Annotated in this window: 18 protein-coding genes; 12 read left to right on the top strand and 6 right to left on the bottom strand. The window is 72.1% G+C overall.

Annotated elements, in window-relative coordinates; all coding sequences use genetic code 11:
• Window positions 1-141 precede the first annotated feature (141 nt).
• Window positions 142-1,851 (top strand): hypothetical protein, encoded by a 1,710-nt coding sequence (locus tag ACIRF9_RS16605; protein WP_403821772.1) that lies wholly within the window; start codon window positions 142-144, stop codon window positions 1,849-1,851.
• A gap of 29 nt (window positions 1,852-1,880) precedes the next feature.
• Here the strand turns inward: ACIRF9_RS16605 and ACIRF9_RS16600 are convergent, their stop codons facing one another.
• Window positions 1,881-3,203, bottom strand: coding sequence for an ABC transporter substrate-binding protein (locus ACIRF9_RS16600; RefSeq protein ID WP_403821769.1), 1,323 nt, complete (start codon window positions 3,201-3,203; stop codon window positions 1,881-1,883).
• A gap of 118 nt (window positions 3,204-3,321) precedes the next feature.
• On the opposite strand from ACIRF9_RS16600, the gene ACIRF9_RS16595 reads away from it, so the two are divergent.
• Entirely contained in the window at window positions 3,322-3,822 is a 501-nt protein-coding gene (locus ACIRF9_RS16595) for a hypothetical protein (RefSeq protein WP_403821766.1), read from the top strand.
• Between the two features lie 46 nt (window positions 3,823-3,868).
• A complete protein-coding gene (gene purU / locus ACIRF9_RS16590; RefSeq protein ID WP_403821763.1) occupies window positions 3,869-4,753 on the top strand; it encodes a formyltetrahydrofolate deformylase in 885 nt (294 codons plus the stop codon).
• A gap of 105 nt (window positions 4,754-4,858) precedes the next feature.
• Here the strand turns inward: purU and ACIRF9_RS16585 are convergent, their stop codons facing one another.
• On the bottom strand, window positions 4,859-6,187 hold the full coding sequence (locus ACIRF9_RS16585) for a zf-HC2 domain-containing protein (protein WP_403821761.1): 1,329 nt from the start codon (window positions 6,185-6,187) through the stop codon (window positions 4,859-4,861).
• Window positions 6,184-6,765, bottom strand: coding sequence for a sigma-70 family RNA polymerase sigma factor (locus ACIRF9_RS16580; RefSeq protein ID WP_403821758.1), 582 nt, complete (start codon window positions 6,763-6,765; stop codon window positions 6,184-6,186). Before ACIRF9_RS16580 ends, ACIRF9_RS16585 begins: the two co-directional genes overlap by 4 nt.
• A gap of 340 nt (window positions 6,766-7,105) precedes the next feature.
• Here ACIRF9_RS16580 and ACIRF9_RS16575 point away from each other — a divergent pair, with 340 nt between their 5' ends.
• Window positions 7,106-7,525: an STAS domain-containing protein gene (locus tag ACIRF9_RS16575; protein ID WP_403821756.1), complete on the top strand. Its 420-nt coding sequence runs from the start codon at window positions 7,106-7,108 to the stop codon at window positions 7,523-7,525.
• Here the strand turns inward: ACIRF9_RS16575 and ACIRF9_RS16570 are convergent.
• A complete protein-coding gene (locus ACIRF9_RS16570) occupies window positions 7,522-7,965 on the bottom strand; it encodes a hypothetical protein (RefSeq protein WP_403821753.1) in 444 nt (147 codons plus the stop codon). The genes ACIRF9_RS16575 and ACIRF9_RS16570 overlap by 4 nt on opposite strands.
• Window positions 7,966-8,156: 191 nt before the next feature.
• On the opposite strand from ACIRF9_RS16570, the gene ACIRF9_RS16565 reads away from it, so the two are divergent.
• On the top strand, window positions 8,157-8,669 hold the full coding sequence (locus ACIRF9_RS16565) for an EF-hand domain-containing protein (RefSeq protein ID WP_403821750.1): 513 nt from the start codon (window positions 8,157-8,159) through the stop codon (window positions 8,667-8,669).
• Between the two features lie 19 nt (window positions 8,670-8,688).
• Here the strand turns inward: ACIRF9_RS16565 and ACIRF9_RS16560 are convergent, their stop codons facing one another.
• Window positions 8,689-10,191 carry a class I adenylate-forming enzyme family protein gene (locus ACIRF9_RS16560; RefSeq protein ID WP_403822438.1) on the bottom strand — a complete coding sequence of 501 codons (1,503 nt, stop codon included), beginning with the start codon at window positions 10,189-10,191 and terminating at the stop codon, window positions 8,689-8,691.
• A 147-nt stretch (window positions 10,192-10,338) separates the two neighbouring features.
• Here ACIRF9_RS16560 and ACIRF9_RS16555 point away from each other — a divergent pair, with 147 nt between their 5' ends.
• The 4 genes from ACIRF9_RS16555 to ACIRF9_RS16540 all read left to right on the top strand — a co-directional run bounded on the left by ACIRF9_RS16555 (window position 10,339) and on the right by ACIRF9_RS16540 (window position 14,697).
• On the top strand, window positions 10,339-11,532 hold the full coding sequence (locus ACIRF9_RS16555; RefSeq protein ID WP_403821747.1) for an amidohydrolase family protein: 1,194 nt from the start codon (window positions 10,339-10,341) through the stop codon (window positions 11,530-11,532).
• On the top strand, window positions 11,532-12,662 hold the full coding sequence (locus ACIRF9_RS16550; protein ID WP_403821744.1) for an acyl-CoA dehydrogenase family protein: 1,131 nt from the start codon (window positions 11,532-11,534) through the stop codon (window positions 12,660-12,662). The genes ACIRF9_RS16555 and ACIRF9_RS16550 overlap by 1 nt, the downstream gene beginning before the upstream one ends.
• A 39-nt stretch (window positions 12,663-12,701) precedes the next feature.
• Entirely contained in the window at window positions 12,702-13,580 is an 879-nt protein-coding gene (locus ACIRF9_RS16545) for an acyl-CoA dehydrogenase family protein (RefSeq protein ID WP_403821741.1), read from the top strand.
• 550 nt (window positions 13,581-14,130) lie between these two features.
• Entirely contained in the window at window positions 14,131-14,697 is a 567-nt protein-coding gene (locus tag ACIRF9_RS16540) for an ATP-binding protein (protein WP_403822435.1), read from the top strand.
• A gap of 451 nt (window positions 14,698-15,148) precedes the next feature.
• Here the strand turns inward: ACIRF9_RS16540 and ACIRF9_RS16535 are convergent, their stop codons facing one another.
• Complete coding sequence (locus ACIRF9_RS16535; protein WP_403821738.1) at window positions 15,149-16,075, bottom strand: cyclase family protein; 927 nt, start codon at window positions 16,073-16,075, stop codon at window positions 15,149-15,151.
• 84 nt (window positions 16,076-16,159) lie between these two features.
• On the opposite strand from ACIRF9_RS16535, the gene ACIRF9_RS16530 reads away from it, so the two are divergent.
• The 3 genes from ACIRF9_RS16530 to ACIRF9_RS16520 all read left to right on the top strand — a co-directional run bounded on the left by ACIRF9_RS16530 (window position 16,160) and on the right by ACIRF9_RS16520 (window position 19,413).
• On the top strand, window positions 16,160-17,074 hold the full coding sequence (locus ACIRF9_RS16530) for an SDR family oxidoreductase (RefSeq protein WP_403821735.1): 915 nt from the start codon (window positions 16,160-16,162) through the stop codon (window positions 17,072-17,074).
• 125 nt (window positions 17,075-17,199) lie between these two features.
• Entirely contained in the window at window positions 17,200-18,345 is a 1,146-nt protein-coding gene (locus tag ACIRF9_RS16525; RefSeq protein ID WP_403821732.1) for an acyl-CoA dehydrogenase family protein, read from the top strand.
• Window positions 18,346-18,363: 18 nt separating this feature from the next.
• The gene (locus ACIRF9_RS16520; protein ID WP_403821729.1) at window positions 18,364-19,413 is read left to right on the top strand and encodes a Zn-dependent alcohol dehydrogenase; all 1,050 of its coding nucleotides are present in this window, start codon (window positions 18,364-18,366) and stop codon (window positions 19,411-19,413) included.
• Window positions 19,414-19,430 lie beyond the last annotated feature (17 nt).

Genomic DNA, 19,430 nt, shown 5'->3' with positions numbered 1-19,430 from the left:
CGGACACAGCGCACGGCGCTCCGGATCTGTTACCGACGTCACTGGGAGGGAGATCACGTCCTGAGCTGCGTGGCACGGGGTTCAGGGGACCCGGTAGCGTGAGCCGACGATTCCGAAAGTCCCCCATTCGTAGGAGTCCCGGTGACGCAGAGTGGACAGGGCGAGGAGCCCTCGGCGCGGCCCGCGCGCGAAGGCATCGTGCTGCCCTCCGACGGTGGTGAGCCCCTCATTCCGGGGCTGACGGCCACCAGCGGACCGCAGCCGGGCCCGCACCAGGGCGGGCAGCCCGGTCCGTACGGGGCTCAGCCGTACGGGCAGCAGCAGCCCGTGCCGCAGCCGCCGGCCGGCGGGCAGACCTGGGGGCAGCCGTGGGGGCCCGAGCAGCCGCCGGCCGCGCAGCCGGAGCAGAGCTGGCCGCTGCCCGCGGACCAGCAGCCGCAGCAGCAGTGGGGTACCCCGCAGCCGGACGCGTGGGGCGCGGGCCCGCTCCCGCCCGAGGGCGCCCCGGCACAGACGTACGGCCAGAACGCGCAGGCCCCGGCGTACGGCCAGGACACCCCGGCCCCTGCGTCGCCGTACGGCCAGGAGCTCCCGGCGTCGCCGTCGCCGTACGGTCAGAGCGCCCCGGCCCCCGCCTCGCCGCCGTCGTACGGTCAGGGCGCGGCCGGTGTGCCGCTGCCGCCGGCCGTCGACGACGGGGCCACCCAGTACATACCGCCGGTCCAGGCGGCCCCGGTCGACGACGGCCGCACCCAGTACCTGCCGCCGGTCACCGCCTCCGGCCTCGCCCCGGGCGGTGTCGACGAGGGGGCGACGCAGTTCATCCCGCCGGTCGGACCGGGCGCGCTGCCGCCCGAGGCGCCGGCCGAGTCGACGCACTTCCTGGGCACCGGCGCACCGCACCACCCGGGCGGCGCCGCGCACCCCGACGCCGAGGCCACCCAGTACATCCCGCCCGTGCCCGCGCAGGGGTACCCGGGGGCCGGCGGGGACCCGCAGCCGCCGGCCGGGTTCGAGAACCTCTTCCGCAGCGGGCCGGGCGGCGAGGGCCCGGCCGGGGCCACGCAGCAGCTGCCGCGCTTCTCCGAGCCGGAGCCCCCCGGCTACGGCGGCGGCCCGCAGGGCTACGGCGCGGGGCCCGCCGCACGCGCCCCCCAGCCCACCTACCTGCCGCCCCCTAGGGAGGACGACGGCGCCGACCGGGGTGGCCGGGGCGGCCGTACCGGCTCGCGGGTCCCGCTGTTCGCGGCGATCGGGGTCGCGCTCGCCGTCGTCGGCATCGGCGCGGGCGCGCTGCTCGGCGGCGGAGGCGGCGGCGACGACCAGGAGGACGGCAACAAGACCGTCGCCGCGTCCGCGCCCGCCACCGAGGGGTCGGCCTCCTCCGACGCGGCCGAGCAGCAGGCGGTCGGCCTGGACAAGCTGCTCGCGGACAGCGGCAGCAGCCGCGCCAGCGTGATCGCCGCGGTGGCGAACGTGAAGGCCTGCAACAACCTTTCCCAGGCCGCCTCCGACCTGCGGGCGGCGGCCGGGCAGCGCACCGAACTGGTGACCAAGCTGTCCGGGCTCGCCGTCGACAAGCTCCCGAACCACGCCGCGCTGACCACCGCCCTCACCAAGGCGTGGCAGGCCTCGGCGGCCGCCGACAACCACTACGCGGCCTGGGCCGACGAGGTCGCCGGCAGCAAGAAGAAGGCCTGCAAGAAGGGCACGGCCCGCACCACGGCCTCGACCCAGCAGGGCAACCGCGAGAGCGGCACCGCCAGCGCCCAGAAGACCCAGGCGGCCAGGCTGTGGAACGCGATCGCCCAGACGTACGGCCTGACGCAGCGCCAGCCCACCCAGCTGTGAGCCTTGGGGGCCCTCCCCCCCGAGGGCCCTCAGTCCACGTCCGCGTTCACCATGGTGTCCGTCACGTCGACGAAGTCCTTGCGGGCGGCCACCAGACGGCCCTGCTGCACCTGCTGAACGGTCACGTCGGCGTTGGACAGCCGGGGCAGGCCGATGGTGGCGAGCCGGCTGGTGTACTTCCAGCGCAGGGTGGGGGTGAGCCCGTCGGTGGTGAACTTCCGGCCGCTGTTGAGGGCTCCGCGTACCGTGTCGGCGGTCACCTCGCCGTCGCCCAGCGACTCCACGACCTGCTGGAAGACGCTGTAGGCGATCCAGGTGGTCTGCACACCGGTGTCCGAGGGGTCGATGCTGGTGTCGGTGAAGGCCGACTCGCTGATCACCTTCTTCATGCCGTCCCACCGCTTGTCGCTCGCCACCGGGTACCAGCCGGTGACGTACGCCCCCTCGTACGGCCCGGACGCGCCACCGCTGGCGTCGATGAGGGTCTGGTCGACGCTGCCCACCACGGTGCCGGTGCGCACGGCGGGGTAGTCCTCGCGGCTGCGGCGGAAGGAGTCCATGAAGGTGCTGTTGCGGTCGCCCAGCGCGGGCACCACACAGCCCTTCCCGCCGCCGCCCGTGGCCGCCTTCAGGGCCTGTTCGGCCTGCGCCGAGTACTCGGTCGCGTCCTCCGCCGCCCGCTGGTCCTCGGCCTTGTCGTGCCGGCCCGCCTTCAGCCCGGCGTCGAGCATCGGGGGCAGGGCGTCGCCCGCGATGGTGTCGGGACGGACGAGCGCGACGGGGCCCGCGCAGGTGTCGGCCAGCGCCTTGCCGAGGCCGGCGAGGAGCGCGGGCTGGCCGCCGTTGACGGGGTAGGACAGGGGGCTGGTGAACTCGGAGTTGGTGACGCCGTAGCCGCCTATGTAGGGGATGCCGGCGCCTTCCAGATAGGGGAAGAAGGACTCGGAGTGCTGGCTGTAGGAGCCGACGACGGCGACCGCGTTCTCCTTGGCCGCGCGCCGGGCGCAGGCCGCCGCGGATACCGTGTCGTTGTGGTCGTTGCAGGTCAGGACGGTGAGCTTGTGGCCGTTGATGCCGCCCTTGGCGTTGATCCAGCGGGCGTAGGCGCGGGCGAAGGCGGGCATGCCGGGCTTGTTCGTCGCGGCGGTGCCCGCGGGCGCCCACGTCATCACGACGATCGAGTCGTCCCCGGAACCCCCCGTGATACCGGGGACGACCCCGCATCCGGCGGTCAGTGACGCACAGGCGGCCAGGGCGCCCGCCGCGAGGGCGTGCGCTCTGACGGAGCCCGATTTGCGGAGGAACCTGGGGAGGGAGGTACTTCGCGTGGACGTGCGTCGACTGCCGGTCATGCACACGCACGATTCCCCCACATCGCGAACCCAGGAGTGACCCACGGTCAACGTGTGGTGACGTGAGAGTGAATTACGGGGGTCCGTGAGGCCCCCGGGACGGGAAAACGTACGATCGATGACCGTGCAAGGTTCGGAGAACTCTTCCCGTCGCGGCCGTCGCTCGTTCACCATGGGCGGCATGCCACTCAACGACATGCCGTGGTGGCGCTGGCGCAGCAATGTGCGCTCCGCGCTGCACATGCTCTCCGACCCGGTGTTCCAGCAGAACGTCTGGCTGGCCGGCCTCGACGGCTACGGCGACGTCACCGACGCCGTCTACCGCCTGGTCGAGGACACCTGGCTGGACAGCTGGTCCGCCGAGAAGTACGTCGGCACGATCTTCCGCGACTCGCAGGAGGCGGCCCTCGTCGACACCGCCGTACTGCGTGTCCTGCGGATCATGCACCAGGTCGGCCCGGACGCGCCCGTCTCCGCCTACATGAGTCACCCCGGCTGGCCCGAGGCCGTCCACGCGGCACGGGACGCGCATGTGCGCATGGCGGCCGCCGACGGCGAGGACCCGGACGCGCCGCCGCGCACGCTCGAAGTGCTGCGGATCATGACGAGGTCCGCGTAGCGGACGGCATGCCGCCGTGGCCGGGGGACGTGAGACCCTGTGGTGCATGAGTGAGCAGTCCGCCCGAGCCGCGGCGACCCCCGCCGACCAGTACGTCCTCACCCTCTCCTGCCCGGACAAGCAGGGCATCGTGCACGCCGTGTCCAGCTACCTGTTCATGACCGGCTGCAACATCGAGGACAGCCAGCAGTTCGGCGACCACGACACGGGACTGTTCTTCATGCGCGTCCACTTCTCGGCCGAGTCGCCGCAGACCGTGGACAAGCTGCGCGCGAGCTTCGCGGCGATCGGTGACTCCTTCCACATGGACTGGCAGATCAACCGGGCCGACGAGAAGATGCGCATCGTCCTGATGGTCAGCAAGTTCGGCCACTGCCTGAACGACCTGCTGTTCCGCGCCCGCATCGGCGCGCTGCCGGTGGAGATCGCGGCGGTGGTGTCCAACCACACCGACTTCACCGAGCTGGTGGGCTCGTACGACATCCCCTTCCACCACATCCCGGTGACGAAGGAGACGAAGGCGGAGGCCGAGGCGAAGTTCCTCGAGATCGTGCGCGAGCAGGACGTCGAACTGGTCGTCCTCGCCCGGTACATGCAGGTGCTCTCCGACGACCTGTGCAAGCAGCTCAGCGGGCGGATCATCAACATCCACCACTCCTTCCTGCCGAGCTTCAAGGGCGCGAAGCCGTACCACCAGGCGCATACGCGGGGCGTGAAGCTGATCGGCGCGACGGCGCACTACGTCACCGCCGACCTCGACGAGGGGCCGATCATCGAGCAGGAGGTCGAGCGGGTGGGACACGACGCCACGCCGGACCAGCTGGTCGCGGTCGGACGCGACGTGGAGTGCCAGGCGCTGGCGCGGGCCGTGAAGTGGCATGCGGAGCGGCGCATCCTGCTCAACGGCCGCCGGACGGTGGTCTTCGCCTAGAGAGGCGGGGGGTTCGCTTTCGAGGGCGGGTGCGGGTGGTCGTGGGCCGACCAGCCACTGACGGCCCGCAGTCGCCCACGAACCGCAACCGGCCCCTGCCTCCGCCTACATCCGGCTGAAGCTCGCCGCAGCGAACAGCACATCCCTGATCGCCCCGCGATCCCCCTGCTGCCCCGCAGCCGCCTCCTCCGGCGGCACATGCCCCGCCGCCAGCCTGCAGAACTCCACGTCGTCCAGGGCGACATGGGCCACCTCGTGGTCGGCGGAGCCCACCGCTCCGGGGGAGTCCAGGGGGATCAGCCACTGGCCGCCGCCGTCGCCCTCGATCTCCAGCCGCAGGCTGCGGCCGGGGCGGCCGGCGGTCACCAGGTGGCGGCTGTGTGCCGGGGCGGCCAGCCCCGCGCGCCGGCGCGCGGCGAGTGCCTGCGGCAGCATCCGCGCGGCCAGGTCGATCATCCCGTGGAGATGGCGGGGCGCGGGCGGCGCGTACGGATAGTCGACCGCCTCCGCGATGTCCTCCGCGTGCACCCAGCACTCGAAGGCCCGGTCCAGCATCGCGTCCCGCAGGGGCAGCTCGAAGTCGCCGTACGAGACCGGCTGGGTGCCGGGGCCTGTGCCGGTGAAGGAGACCGTGCGGACCAGGGCGTGGGTCTGTTCGCGCCAGGGGCCGCGGACGGAGCGGGTGGGCGGGAAGTGCGAGGCCTCCCAGAACGCCTCGGTGCGCTCGGCGGGCGTGCGGATGTGGTCCGCCCCGGACTTGTCGTCCTCGTCCTTGCCCAGCGGGTCCTCCAGGCCGAGGGCCACCGCGACCAGGCCGTCCACCGCGAGGAGGTGGGCGATGACCCCGGCGACGGTGGTCCGGCGGGTCGCCTCCCCCTCGCCGCGGAACCAGCGCAGCCGTACGGGCGCGTGCCACTCGGCGTCCCCGAAGTCCTGCAGCAGGGCGTCCAGCCGCGCGGTCTCGGCGTCGTACGAGGCCGCCCACGCCGGTACCGGGATGCGTGGCGGGCGGCGGTCCAGGCAGGCCTCCAGGACGCGGGTGCGCAGGCCCGGGTCGAGGTCGAGGCTCTCGGGGCGCTGGAGCAGGCCGACCGCCTCGCGCAGTCGCCGTGCCTCGTCGGCGCAGGGTCCGCAGCTGCCGAGGTGGTCCTCGACGGCCGCCGTCTCCTCGGCGGAGCAGGCGGCCAGCGCCCACGCGCCCAGCAGCGCCTTCAGCACAGGGTGCTCCAGCCGGAGCGGTTCCGCCGGGGCGAGCGCCTCCAGGGCGGGCAGTGGCAGCCCGGTGTCCTCGACGGAGGCGCGGGGGAGCGGTATGCGGGGCGGGAGCGTGCCGTTGCCGTCCGTGTCCCGGGTCTCCTTGTCCTCGCTCTCCTTGCCCTCCTTGCCCGCTTCACCCCCGCTGTCGTGCTCCTCGAACGGGTCGCCGTCGCTCACGCCGCACCCCCGTATTCGGGCGGTGCCCCTGGCGACGGGGCGTCGTGGGCCGTGGCCAGCAGTTGCAGGCCGAGGCGGAGCCGGCGGCGGGCCTCGTCCTCGGTGACGCCGAGGTCGACGGCGGTCTGGCGGTAGTCGCGGCGCTGGAAGTAGGCCAGCTCCAGGGCGGCGCGCAGCGGGGCGGGCATGGCCTGGACGATGTAGTCGGCGCGGGCGGCGACCGAGGCGTGGCGCACCTTCAGTTCCAGTTCCTCGGTGGAGCCGGGGCCGCCCTCGGCCAGGGCGGCGGTCTCGGTGGCGCGCAGCCGCTGCACGGCGAGGTGGTGGGTCAGAGCGGCGACCCAGGTGCGCAGGGGGCCCTGCCGGGGGTCGTAGGCGTCGGGGTGCTGCCAGACGTGGGCGAAGACGTCACGGGTGATGCGGTCGGCCGCGTGTTCGTCTCCGAGCACGCGGTGGGCGAGGCCGTGCACGAGTGAAGCGAACCGGTCGTAGAGCTCACCGAGGGCGGCCGCCTCACCGCGCGCGAGTCGTTGCTGCATCTTGCGGTCCCAGCGGGGCGGTGCGTCCTTCTTCGCCATGCGGCCCCCTCACCTGTGCCCGTGCCTGTGCCCAGCCTGCGTCCACCGTCACCTCGAATGTAGTCGGCACGTACGACAACGCACGCCCCTTTGTTTCAATGTGCGCCCCTGATCGGCCGGGCGGTGGTATGGCGGCGCGCCTACCCAGACTTCTTCCGACCAAGCCGGATCAAGTTAGACACATCTCTGACTGATGTGGATCGAACAGGACTGGATCCGACAGAAACAAGCCTCTTCCTCTGGGTTTCTGTTTTTGCCCCGGTGTTTCGGGGCACCGCCGCTGGGCAGCCGCGCTGCAAGGAAGCGAAGGGACAGCTTCCGTTTACAGCGAGCGAAAGGCGTGGTGGTGGCCTTCAAAGTGACCGGCGGCGAGCGCGGGGGTTGGGCCGTGCTCCATGTGTCGGGCGAGCTGGACCTGGTGACGTCGCCGGTGCTGCGTCAGCGGGTGCACGACGAGGTGGCCGAGGGCCGCCACAGCCTCGTCCTGGACCTCTCCGAGGTGTACTTCTGCGACTCCAGCGGCGTCGGCGTGCTCATCGCCGCCCGTCGCCTCATCCGTTCCTGCCGGGGCCGCCTGCGCCTGATCCTGCCCGCGCGCGGGGCGGATGGGGGCACCTCCCGCGCGAGCGAAGCCGAGCGTGGGGGAGACTCCCATGTCAACCGCGTCCTGGGCGCGCTCGGCGTCCGGCGCCTGTTCGACGTCTACGGCGACCTCGCGGAGGCCGTGGCCGAGGACGGCCCGGAGCCGCTGTCGGCCTAGGGCAGGCCGAGTGTGTTCTTGGCGTCGGTCACGAAGGTCTTGATCAGCTCCCGGGTGGTGTCCCGGAGGGCGTCGAAGGCTTCGCGGTCCGCTGCCTTGTGCACCTGGTCGATCTCCAGGAGGACCTCCCACGCCCGCTGCACGAGCGACTCGTCCGGCGACAGCATCTGCACCCGGAACAGCGCCTCCTGGGCCACGGACCGCAGCTCGTAGCCCGCCATGCGGTTCTCCGTGACCTCCTCGGGGGAGCCGCCCTCGCGCTCGCGGAACCAGCGGTGCACCAGAGCGCGCCGGTAGTTCACGAGCGCCCCGGCGTACGAGCCGTAGGCGTCCATGCGCTCCTGGCGCAGCTTCTCGTCACGGGTGAACCGCTCGGTGCGCTCCACCGCCCGCAACTGGAACCGGTGGGTCACCCCGGCGCCCAGCAGAGTCCCCAGCACCGCTATGACACTTGCCGCCACTGCCTCCACGCCGGACAGTTGATCACATCATCGCTCTGCCACAACGCTGTCCCGAAATTCCCCCGGTCCTGGCACAGACCTCACCCATCCGCTGCCGAAGCGCCCGCGGCGTCGTACGCTCCCTGTCCGGAAGCATCCCCACACGAGGACGTAAGGCGGCCCGAGAAGACATGGTCAGCAGCGAGTACGAACGCAGGATCGCCGACCGGTTCGCCACCTTCGACCAGGACGGCAACGGTTACATCGACCGCGAGGACTTCGGCGCGGCCGCCAAGGCCCTGCTCGCCGAGTTCGGCACGGCGGCCCGGTCCGACAAGGGCCAGGCGCTGTACGCCGGCGCGGAGGCGTTCTGGCAGGGCATGGCGGGCATCGCGGACCGGGACGGCGACCAGCGCATCACCCGGGACGAGTTCGTCGGCGGCGCGGTCAAGCGCCTGCACGACAACCCCGACCGCTTCGGCGAGATCGCCCGCCCCTTCCTGCACGCCGCCCTGGACATCGTGGACGCCGACGGCGACGGCCTGGCCACGGTCGAGGACACCGCGCGCGTGCTGAGGGTCCTGGGCGTCCGGGAGGACCTCGCCCGCACCCTCGCCGGCGCCCTCGACACCGACGCGGACGGCAGGATCGGCGAGGCGGACATCGTGCCCGCGTTCGCCCGCTACTTCACCGTCCCGGAGTAGCGGTCGCCCCGAGGGGCGGTCACCGGGAGAACCGCTCCCGCAGCTTGTACTTGAGCACCTTCCGGAGCGTCTCGTTGCGCGGAAGGGCGTCCACCAGCTCCAGCTGCTCCGGCAGCTTGTGCACCGACAGCCCTTCCCCGCGCAGATACGACGTCACCGCCTCCAGGGTCAGCGCCCGCGCCCCCGGCGGCTGCTCCACCACCGCGCACACCCGCTCCCCGCGCTCCGCGTCCGGCAGCCCGACCACCGCCACGTCCCCGACGTCCGGATGCGCGGCGAGCAGGTCCTCGATCTCCTTCGCGGACACGTTCTCGCCCTTGCGGATGATCACGTCCTTGAGCCGGCCGGTGAGGACCAGGTGCCCGGAGCCGGTCACCCGGCCCAGGTCGCCGGTGCGCAGGAACCCGTCCTCGTCGAAGGCCTCCGCCGTCTGCGCCGGATCCAGATAGCCCCGGCAGACCGCCTCCCCGCGCAGCCGCACCTCCCCGCCCTCGGCGATCCGTATCTCCATCCCCTCCGGCGGCCGCCCCTCCGTCGTCGCGAGGTTCTCGGCGGTGTCGTCCGGCGACCCCATGGTGATCATCGGCACCTCGGTCATGCCGTACCCGTGCGTGAGCTGCACGCCCATCTCGCGGACGACGGCGTGGTACACCTCGGGCGGCTTCGGCGCCCCGCCGCCGGCGAGCAGCCGCAGGGTGGGGACCACCGGGACGCCCGGCTGCTTGCGCTGTTCGGCGAGGAACATCGAGTAGAACGCCGTCGACCCGCCCGCCACCGTCACCCCGTGCCGGCGGTACCCCTCCAGCGCGTCCGGCATGGCGAACTGTTCGAACATCACCGCCGGGAAGCCGTACAGCAGCAGCATCACCGTGTAGTCGGGGCCGGCGATGTGGGCGTACGGGAAGGCCATCGAGCCGACGTCGTCGCCGGTGAGGTGGAGCGCGTGGGCGAGACAGGAGCCGCCCGCGATGAGGGAGCGGTCGGTGTGCAGGACGCCCTTGGGGTCGGAGGTCGTGCCCGAGGTCCAGTAGATCCAGCGGACCGAGGTGCCGTCGGAGGGCGGCGGGGGCAGTACGCCCGGATCGCCCTCGGGCAGGTCGTCGTACGCCTCGAAGACGCCCTTCGCGCCGAGCCGCACCGCCATCTCTCCGTGGTCGAAGCCGCGCCACACGCCCGGTACGGCGAAGAACTCCGCCCTGGACTCCCGCAGCGCGAAGCCGACCTCGCGGTCCCGGTAGAACGGGATCACGGGGCTCTGCACGGCACCCAGACGGGCCAGCGCGAAGGACAGCACGGCCGTCTCGATCCGGGTGGGCAGCTGCCAGGCGACGACCGTGCCGGGGCGCACGCCCATGCCGTACAGCCCGGCCGCCGTCCGCTCCGCGCGCGCGTGCAGCTCGCCGAAGGTCAGCGTGCGGTCCTCCTGGAGGAGGACGGGCCGGTCGGGGGTGAGGGCGGCCCGGCGGGCCACCAGCTCCCAGAGGGTGCGGGACGCGCTCAGCGCGTGGGCGGTGTCGTTCAAGGCGGTCACGGCGGCCCCCTGTAGCTGACGGACTGTCAGATCTGCGCAGAGCGTAGGGCTCGCCGCCTTGCTGGTCCAGGGGTGCCGCACTAGCCTTCTTGGTACGTCGAATCTGACGGTCCATCAGATTTACGAGTGGGGGTCCCCATGACCGAACTGCCCCGCATCATCAGCGTCGACGACCACGTGATCGAACCCGCGCACCTCTTCTCGACCTGGCTGCCGCGGAAGTACCGCGACCGCGGCCCGCAGCCGCTCACCGCGGGGATCGGCGAGCTCGCCTACGTCGGCGGGAAGTACCAGATCACGATGGATCCCGACGGCCCGCCCACCGACTGGTGGATCTACGAGGACCTGAAGTTCCCGTACAAGCGCAACATCGCCGCCGTCGGCTTCGACCGGGACGAGATGACCCTGGAGGGCATCACCCGGGAGGAGATGCGGCGCGGCTGCTGGGATCCCGAGGCCCGGCTCGCGGACATGGACCTCAACCATGTCGAGGCCTCCCTCTGCTTCCCGTCCTTCCCCCGCTTCTGCGGGCAGACCTTCGCCGAGGCGCACGACAAGGAGGTCGCGCACGCGTGCGTGCGTGCCTACAACGACTGGATGGTCGAGGAGTGGTGCGGCGACAGCGGCGGGCGGCTGATCCCGCTCTGCCTGATCCCCCTGTGGGACATCGACCTCGCCGTCGCGGAGATCCGGCGCAACGCGGCCCGCGGGGTGCGCGCGGTCACCTTCTCCGAGATCCCCACCCACCTGGGGCTGCCGTCCATCCACTCCGGCTACTGGGACCCGTTCTTCGCGGTGTGCGAGGAGACGGGGACGGTCGTCAACATGCACATCGGTTCGTCGTCGCAGATGCCGGCCGCCTCGCCCGACGCGCCCCCCGCCGTCCAGGCCAGCCTCAGCTTCAACAACGCGATGGCCTCGATGATGGACTACCTCTTCAGCGGGGTCCTGGTGAAGTTCCCGGCCCTCAAACTCGCCTACTCCGAGGGCCAGATGGGCTGGATCCCGTACGCCCTGGAGCGCGCCGACGACGTCTGGGAGGAGCACCGGGCCTGGGGCGGGGTCCGCGACCTGATCCCGGAGCCGCCGTCGACGTACTACTACCGGCAGATCTACTGCTGCTTCTTCCGCGACAAGCACGGGGTGGCGTCCCTGGACGTGGTCGGCCGGGACAACGCCACCTTCGAGACCGACTACCCGCACGTCGACTCGACCTTCCCGCACACCAAGGAGGTCGCCCTCGACCACGTCAAGGGCCTCGACGACGAGACGGTCTACAAACTGATGCGGGGCAACGCGATCCGCATGCTGGACCTGGACTTCGACAAGTAATGGACCTGTCGTACACGCCCGAGGAGGAGGAGTTCCGCGCCCGGCTGCGGGACTGGCTCGGCAAGGCGCTGCCCACGCTCCCGCCGAAGCCGTCCCCGGCCGACTGGCCGGGCCGCCGCGCCTACGACCTCGGCTGGCAGCGGATGCTGTACGACGCCGGATACGCGCACGTGCACTGGGACGCCTCCCCGACCGTACGGCTCATCTTCCTGGAGGAGACGGAGAAGGCCGGCGCCCCCTACGTGGGCGCCAACTTCGTCGGACTGCTGCACGCCGGACCGACCATCGCCGCCGAGGGCACGGACGCCCAGCGGGAGCGCTGGCTGGAGCCGATCCTGCGCGGCGAGGAGGTCTGGTGCCAGGGCTTCAGCGAACCGGACGCCGGCTCCGACCTCGCGTCGCTGCGCACGCGCGCGTGGCGCGACGGAGACCACTACGTGGTCAGCGGGTCCAAGATCTGGACCTCCCACGCCGAAGTCGCCGACTGGTGCGAGCTGTTGGTGCGGACCGATCCCACGGCCGCGAAACACCGGGGCATCACCTGGCTGGCGATGCCCATGGACGCCCCGGGGATCACCGTACGGCCGCTGCGGACGCTCGCCGGGTCCGCCGAGTTCGCCGAGGTGTACCTCGACGAGGTGCGGGTGCCGGTCGCCCACCGGGTCGGGGACGAGAACGACGGCTGGCGGGTGACGATGGTGACGCTCTCCTTCGAGCGCGGCACGGCGTTCGTGGGCGAGGTCGTCGCCTGCCGGCGCGTGCTCGGCGAACTGGCCCGGGAGGCCCGAAGGAACGGCCGCTGGGACGATCCGGCGCTACGGCGGCGGCTCGGCCTCCTGGAGGCCGAGTTCCGGGCGCTGTGGCGGCTGACGCAGTGGAACGTGAGCGAGGCCTCGGACGGCGGGGTACCCGGCGTCGGGGGTTCGGTTTTCAAACTGAGGTATTCGCACGTCCGTCAGGAGCTGTACGACACCGCCGCCGACGTCCTCGGCGACGCGGCCCTCGATCTCGACCGGCCCTGGGTGCTCGACCGGCTCTCTTCGCTCTCGTACACCATCGCGGCCGGCACCTCGCAGATCCAGCGGAACATCGTGGCGGAACGGATCCTCGGGCTGCCGAAAGGGCGGTGACCGAGGTGCCGGGCCGGTGAAAGGGGCGGTGGACTTCCCGTGCGTTTCCAATTGACCGAGGACCAGAAGGCGTTGAAGGCGGGCGTGCGAGGGCTGCTCGCCCGGCGCTTCGACCGGGACGCGCTGCGGGCGGCCGTGGAGCGGCCCGGGCTCGACCGGGCGCTGTGGCGGGAGCTGGGCGCGGCCGGGTTCTTCGCGCTGCGGCTGCCGGAGGTGGACGGCGGGGTCGGACTCGGACCGCCCGAGGCGGTGTTGGCCTTCGAGGAGGCCGGCCGGGCGCTGCTGCCGGGGCCGCTGGTCGCCACCCACCTCGCGGCGGGCCGGGTACCCGGCGCGGCCGAGGGGGAGACGGTCGTGGCGGCCGTCGACGGTGGCGGTCTGGTGGAGTGGTCGGCGGAGGCGGACGTGGTCCTCGGAGACGTGTCGGCCGCCGTACCGCTGCGATCGGTGGACCCGTTGACACCCCTGCACCGGACCCGGACCCAGGGGTCCACCGACCCCGTCGCCGTCCTCCTCACCGCCGCCGAGCAGCTCGGTACGGCCACGCGCGCGTGCGAGCTGGCCGTGCAACACGCCCGGACTCGGGAGCAGTTCGGGCAGCCGATCGGCGCCTTCCAGGCCGTCAAGCATCTGTGCGCGGAGCTGCTGGTGCGGGTCGAGGTGGCCCGTGCGGCGGTCTACGCGGCCGCCGTCACCGCCGACCCGGCCGACATCGCGGCCGCCCGGCTGCTCGCCGACGAGGCGGCCGTACGCGGCGCGCGCGACTGTCTCCAGGTGTACGGCGGCATGGGGTTCACCTGGGAGGCGGACGTCCACCTGCTGCTGAAGCGGGCCTGGGTGCGCACCCGGCGTGCGGGAGGCGGCACGGAGAGTGAGGAGCTGCTCGCGGAGGGACTGCTGGCCGGAGCCGGCCGATAGCGGCTCTGCCTGCGGGGACGCTCGGGGCTCGCGGTGGACTGCCGTACGCGTGTCGCGGATTGTGGCATACCGGAATCACGGAGCGTTGATATCGGGTTGTGTCCGATGCGTGACCCGTCACGGCCTGGAGTCGGCAGGGCCCTCCGGTACCTTCTGTGGGATGCGAGTGGTTCCGAGCATGAGCCATGCCGGTGGTGCCCCTGGGGCGGCGCCGAAACCGGCGGTGCACGCCGCTGCTCGCAGGGCGGACGGGCCTCGGGTCCCCGCCTGTTCGACTCCCCGGCGCGGGCGTCGCACAGTATGCCGCACGAGTACTCCTTCGCGCTGGAATATGCCCGAAGCGCTTGTTGAGGTGACTGTACGTCAACCAAGCTGTCTCGTAAGGGATTCACGTTCCGTCACGCTGCCTCTGGCTGTTGTTCTGGCCATGCAGAAAATGGCTACGATCGTGGCCCCCGTCGTCATGGTGCCCACGCGGCTCGCGTGGCTCGCGTGGCGCACGGCCATGTGTCCGCCGGTTCGGATGGTGTGAGCGGTGCAGGTGCTTCAAGTGCAGCTGGAGATCCGGCCCGACCCCGCAGAGGTGGGGCGCGCCCGGAGGTGGGCCCGTTCGCGCCTTGCCGGGTCCGGCATAGGGGACGACGAACCGCTCGCCGAGACGTTGATCCTGCTCGTCTCCGAACTCGTCACCAACGCCGTGGTGCACACCGGCTGTCCGGCCGTGGTGCGGCTGTCCCTGCCGGGCGGCGGACCGGGCGCCGCGGACGGGGTGGCCACCGTCCGGCTGGAGGTGGCGGACACCAGTGACCGCGCCCCCGTGCCCCGATGTGTGGGCGACGACGCCACGGGCGGCCGGGGCCTGGCGCTCGTCGACTGTCTCGCGGACCGCTGGGGCTGGAGCGTGGAGGGCGGCGGCAAGCGCATCTGGTGCGAACTGGACCGCTGTGAGCGGCCCGCCGAGGGCGCGGTGGACCGCGGGAGCGGGACGGATCGCGGGAGTGCGGCGGGGCGCGGGAGCGAGGTCCCGGAGCCCGTGTACGCGAAGCCCCCGGTGTGCTCGAAGCGGCCCGTGTGTCCGGAGCCGGCGTACGAGGGGTTCGCGTTCGAGGTCGTGTGAGGTGCGGCCGGTTGGCGCGTGCGCGGGATGCGACATGTCCGGCGGCGTGTGGCGCAGTGGGCGGCGTGCTCGGGGCGCGGGTGCAGAAAGCGCTGTCGCGCTGTGCCGACGCGGCCTCGGTGCGCCCGGATGTGCTTCCGTGCGCGCCCGTTGCAAATAGGGCGTAAGTAATAAATCCCCGTTCGGGTGTTGACGCGGCGTGTCCGTTTGATCACGCTTGTGGTCAGCGATTCGCCGCGAGGGGACGACGAGGGCATCGGTGACGGGCGCCCTCGCCGAGTGTGGGTCGTGATTCGGCGTCGGATCCCTCAGGGCCGGAGGGGGGCCGACGGGGGTCCCCTCGCTCGAGCGGAATCGAGAGTGGGGGAGACAACGCCGGAGTCGGATGGCGGCGCGCGGTGCCGTGCTCGGGGCGGACAGCGGCGCGCCGCCATCCAACATGTCCGGGGAGTCAGAGAACGGCCACGGGGGCCACCGGAGTTCCCGTGCCGCCGACGAACGGCTCGGGCATCGCCGACAGCAGGAAGGCGTAACGGCCTGCTTCTCCACAGGCTGTGGACAACTCCTCGAGATTCCAGTTCTGGCCCTGCAGCATCCCCATCTCCACGAGGTCCAGCGCGTGCACCGGCAGCCACAGGTCCTCGATCTCCGGCGGGAAGATCTCGAACGTCATGGTGTCGTTGGCGACGGCCGCCACATCGCGCGCGTGGAACCACTCCGGGGTGCGCACCGACAACCCCGGCGAGGGGAAGGCGTACCCGTGCTTGTCGCCGGCCAGGTAGAGCTGGAGCTGCCCGGTCCGTACGAGCACGACGTCACCGGCACGCACCCGCGTACCGGCCAGCTCCTCCGCCGCCTCCAGGTCCTCCGGCGTGACCGCGTGGCCGCCCGCCAGTCGGTCGACGCCACGCGCGCGTGCCACGTCCAGCAGCACGCCCCGCGAGACGACGTGCCGCGCCTTGTCGATCCCGCTGAACTCGGCGCCGCCGTGGGCGGTGACGGTGGCGGCCGGGCGGCCGTTGTAGAGCTTCCCCGAGTGCGAGACGTGCGTCAGGGCGTCCCAGTGCGTGGCCGCCTGCAGGCCCATCGTCACGGCGTCGTCGCTGCACGCCACCGTGCCCGGCCCGAAGATCTCCTGGTTGATCTGCACCATGGTGTGGATCGGGTTGACCCGTCCAGGGATCATCCCGGTCTGCACGCCGTCCTCCCGCAACGGCAGCGCCAGGGGGATCCGGCGGCCCGTGCGGACCTCGGCGGCCGCTCCGCGCACGACCTCGTCGGTGATCAGGTTGAGCGTGCCGATCTCGTCGCCGGGGCCCCAGCGTCCCCAGTTGTTGACGTGCTTGGCGATGTCGTGGAACGCCTGAGGCAGTGACATCGGTACTCCCCGGGGCTTGTCTCCAACTATCTGACGGGTCATAAAATCTAACGGTCCGTCAGAAACCGCGGGAAGGGGCCGGGCGTGGGGAACTTCTTGACCGGCAAGGTCGTCGCCGTCACGGGGGCGGGACGGGGCATCGGACGTGCGGTCGCGCTGGCGGCGGCGGCCGAGGGCGCACGGGTCGTCGTCAACGACTACGGGGTGGGCGTGGACGGCGCGGCGCCCACGAGCGAGGTCGCCGAAGCCGTCGTCAAGGAGATCGAGGCAGCCGGCGGAGAGGCCGTCGCGGTCGCCGACGACATCTCCACCATGGCGGGCGGGCAGCGGGTCGTGGACATCGCCCTGGAGGCGTACGGACGGCTCGACGGGGTCGTCTGCGTGGCCGGGATCCTGCGCGAGCGGATGCTGTTCAACATGTCCGAGGAGGAGTGGGACCCGGTCGTCGCCACCCACCTCAAGGGCACCTTCACGGTCTTCCGGGCGGCCTCGGCGGTGATGCGGAAGCAGCGGTCCGGCACGCTCATCGGCTTCACCAGCGGCAACCACCAGGGGTCGGTGTCGCAGGCCAACTACAGCGCGGCGAAGGGCGGGATCATCTCGCTGGTGCGCAGCGCGGCGCTGGGGCTGCACAAGTACGGGGTGACCGCGAACGCGGTCGCGCCGGTCGCGCGGACGCGGATGTCGGCGGGGGTGCCGATGGAGCTGACGGAGATCGGGGAGCCGGAGGATGTCGCCGCCATGGTGATTTTCCTTTTGTCCGACCGGGCGCGGGGGTTGGGGATAACCGGGCAGGTCTACACGGTCGCCGGTGCGAAGATCGCGGTGTGGGCGCAGCCGCGGGAACTGCGTTCGGCTTACGCGGAGGGGGGTGCGTGGACTCCGTCGCGGATTGCGGAGGTTCTGCCGGGGTCGGTGGGGGTGGATCCGATGCCGATGTTGGAGCGGTTGGAGGAGATGCGGCGAGCCGCGGGGGAGGGGGCGCGGCCCAACGGGTGAGTTGCGGATTTGTCGGCGGGTGCGGGTTGGGTGTGGCTGGTCGCGCCCACGCGGCGGAGCCGCATATCGACAGAGCCCCGCGCCCCTGGGGGTGGGTGCTGTTGCCGCGTCTTGAGGAGCTGAACGTGGATTTCGGGTTCACCGCAGAAGATGACGCGTTCCGTGCCGAAGCGCGTGCCTGGCTCGATGCGCATGTCGGCGTGGAGCGGGATCGCCGGTCCTGGGAGCGCACGCTCGGTGCCGCCGGCTGGATCGGTATCGGCTGGTCCGAGGGCGGGTACGGGAATCGGACCGTCGGTCTCACCCAGCAGGTCGCCTGGGCCGAGGAGTACGCGCGCTCGGGGGCACCGCCCCGCTCCGGGCACATCGGGGAGAACCTGTTCGCGCCCACCCTGCTCGCGCACGGGACGGCCGAGCAGAAGGCCCGCTTCCTGCCGCCCGTCGCCGCCGGGGAGGAACTCTGGTGCCAGGGCTACAGCGAACCGGGTGCCGGGTCCGACCTCGCCGGAGTCCGTACCAGGGCCGAACTCGACGGTGGCGGAGGGGCGTATCGCGTCACCGGCCAGAAGATCTGGACCTCCCTCGCCCATGAGGCCGACTGGTGTTTCGTCCTCGCGCGGACGGATCCGGAGTCGGCGCGGCACCACGGGCTGACCTTCCTTCTCGTCCCCATGGACCAGCCGGGCCGGATCGAGGTGCGGCCCATCCGTCAGCTGACCGGCACCAGCGACTTCAACGAGGTCTTCTTCGACGGGGCACATGCGCGTGCGGAGCACGTCGTCGGTGCCGTGGGAGACGGCTGGCGGGTCGCGATGAGCCTCCTCGGCTTCGAACGCGGGGTGTCGACGCTCGCCCAGCAGATCGGGTTCGCCGAGGAACTGGGGCGCGTGGTCCGTACGGCCGTGGAGACGGGCGCGGCCGACGACCCCGTCGTACGCGACCGGCTGGTGCGGCTGTGGGCCGAGCTGCGGGCCATGCGGTGGAACGCCCTGCGGACGCTGGGCGGCTCGGGCGGGCCGGGGGCGCCCAGTGTGGCCAAGCTGCTGTGGGCGGGCTGGCATCAGCGGCTCGGGGAGCTCGCGGTGCAGGTGCGGGGTGCGGCGGCGAGCGCGGGTCCGTCGGACTGGACGCCCGCGACGCCGTACGAACTGGACGACGCGCAGCACCTGTTCCTGTTCTCCCGGGCCGACACGATCTACGGCGGCTCGGACCAGATCCAGCGCACGATCATCGCCGAGCGCGTGCTCGGCCTGCCCAGACAGCCCAGGTGACAGGGGAGTGGTGGCGTGATGCGAGGCGTGCTGTTCGACGGGAAGCGGGCGGAGGTCGTCGACGATCTCGACGTACGCGATCCGGGGCCCGGCGAGGTGCTCGTGGCGATCTCGGCGGCCGGGCTGTGCCACAGCGATCTGTCGGTGGTGGACGGGACGATCCCCTTCCCGGCGCCGGTGGTGCTGGGGCACGAGGGGGCGGGGGTGGTGGAGGCCGTCGGGGCCGGGGTCTCCCATGTCGTACCGGGGGACCATGTCGCGCTGTCCACGCTCGCCAGCTGCGGGACCTGCGCCGAGTGCGACCGGGGGCGGCCCACGATGTGCCGGCAGGCGATCGGGCGGCCGCAGAAGCCGTTCACGCGCGCGGGGCGGGCGGTGTACCAGTTCGCGTCGAACTCCGCGTTCGCCGAGCGGACGGTGGTGAAGGCCGTCCAGGCGGTGCGGATACCCAAGGACATTCCGCTGCCGTCGGCCGCGCTGATCGGCTGCGGGGTGCTGACCGGGGTGGGCGCGGTGCTCAACCGCGCGCGCGTGGGGTACGGCGAGAGCGTCGTCGTCATCGGGACCGGCGGCATCGGGCTCAACGTCCTCCAGGGCGCGCGGATCGCGGGCGCGCTGCGGATCGTCGCGGTCGACGCGAACCCGGCGAAGGAGGCGGTGGCGCGGCGGTTCGGGGCCACCGACTTCCTGCCGTCGACGGAGGGTGTGCGGGACGTCCTGCCGACGGGGGCCGACCATGTCTTCGAGTGCGTGGGGAGGGTGGAGCTGATCCGGGCGGCCGTCGATCTGCTGGACCGGCACGGTCAGGCGGTGCTGCTGGGGGTGCCGCCGGCGAGCGCGGAGGCGTCCTTCCTGGTCTCCTCCCTCTTCCTGGACAAGTCCATCCTGGGCTGCCGCTACGGCGCCTCCCGTCCCCAGCGGGACATCGCCCTGTACGCCGACCTGTACCGCGAGGGCCGGCTGCTCCTCGACGAACTCATCACCCAGACCTATCCGGTCGAGGACTTCGAGAAGGCGGCGGCGGACGCGGAGGCGGGGCGGGTGGCCCGGGGGGTGCTCACGTTCTAGGCGGCGGGGATCCTTGC

The organism is Streptomyces sp. NPDC096132, assembly GCF_044763345.1.
Lineage (GTDB): Bacteria > Actinomycetota > Actinomycetes > Streptomycetales > Streptomycetaceae > Streptomyces.
This window is presented reverse-complemented; position numbering and strand designations above follow the sequence as displayed.

Coding starts and splice junctions, on each gene's coding strand:
- ACIRF9_RS16600 (WP_403821769.1), bottom strand. CDS start 3,203: ATGACCGGCAGTCGACGCACGTCCACGCGAAGTACCTCCCTCCCCAGG.
- ACIRF9_RS16595 (WP_403821766.1), top strand. CDS start 3,322: ATGACCGTGCAAGGTTCGGAGAACTCTTCCCGTCGCGGCCGTCGCTCG.
- purU (WP_403821763.1), top strand. CDS start 3,869: ATGAGTGAGCAGTCCGCCCGAGCCGCGGCGACCCCCGCCGACCAGTAC.
- ACIRF9_RS16580 (WP_403821758.1), bottom strand. CDS start 6,765: ATGGCGAAGAAGGACGCACCGCCCCGCTGGGACCGCAAGATGCAGCAA.
- ACIRF9_RS16565 (WP_403821750.1), top strand. CDS start 8,157: ATGGTCAGCAGCGAGTACGAACGCAGGATCGCCGACCGGTTCGCCACC.
- ACIRF9_RS16555 (WP_403821747.1), top strand. CDS start 10,339: ATGACCGAACTGCCCCGCATCATCAGCGTCGACGACCACGTGATCGAA.
- ACIRF9_RS16550 (WP_403821744.1), top strand. CDS start 11,532: ATGGACCTGTCGTACACGCCCGAGGAGGAGGAGTTCCGCGCCCGGCTG.
- ACIRF9_RS16535 (WP_403821738.1), bottom strand. CDS start 16,075: ATGTCACTGCCTCAGGCGTTCCACGACATCGCCAAGCACGTCAACAAC.
- ACIRF9_RS16520 (WP_403821729.1), top strand. CDS start 18,364: ATGCGAGGCGTGCTGTTCGACGGGAAGCGGGCGGAGGTCGTCGACGAT.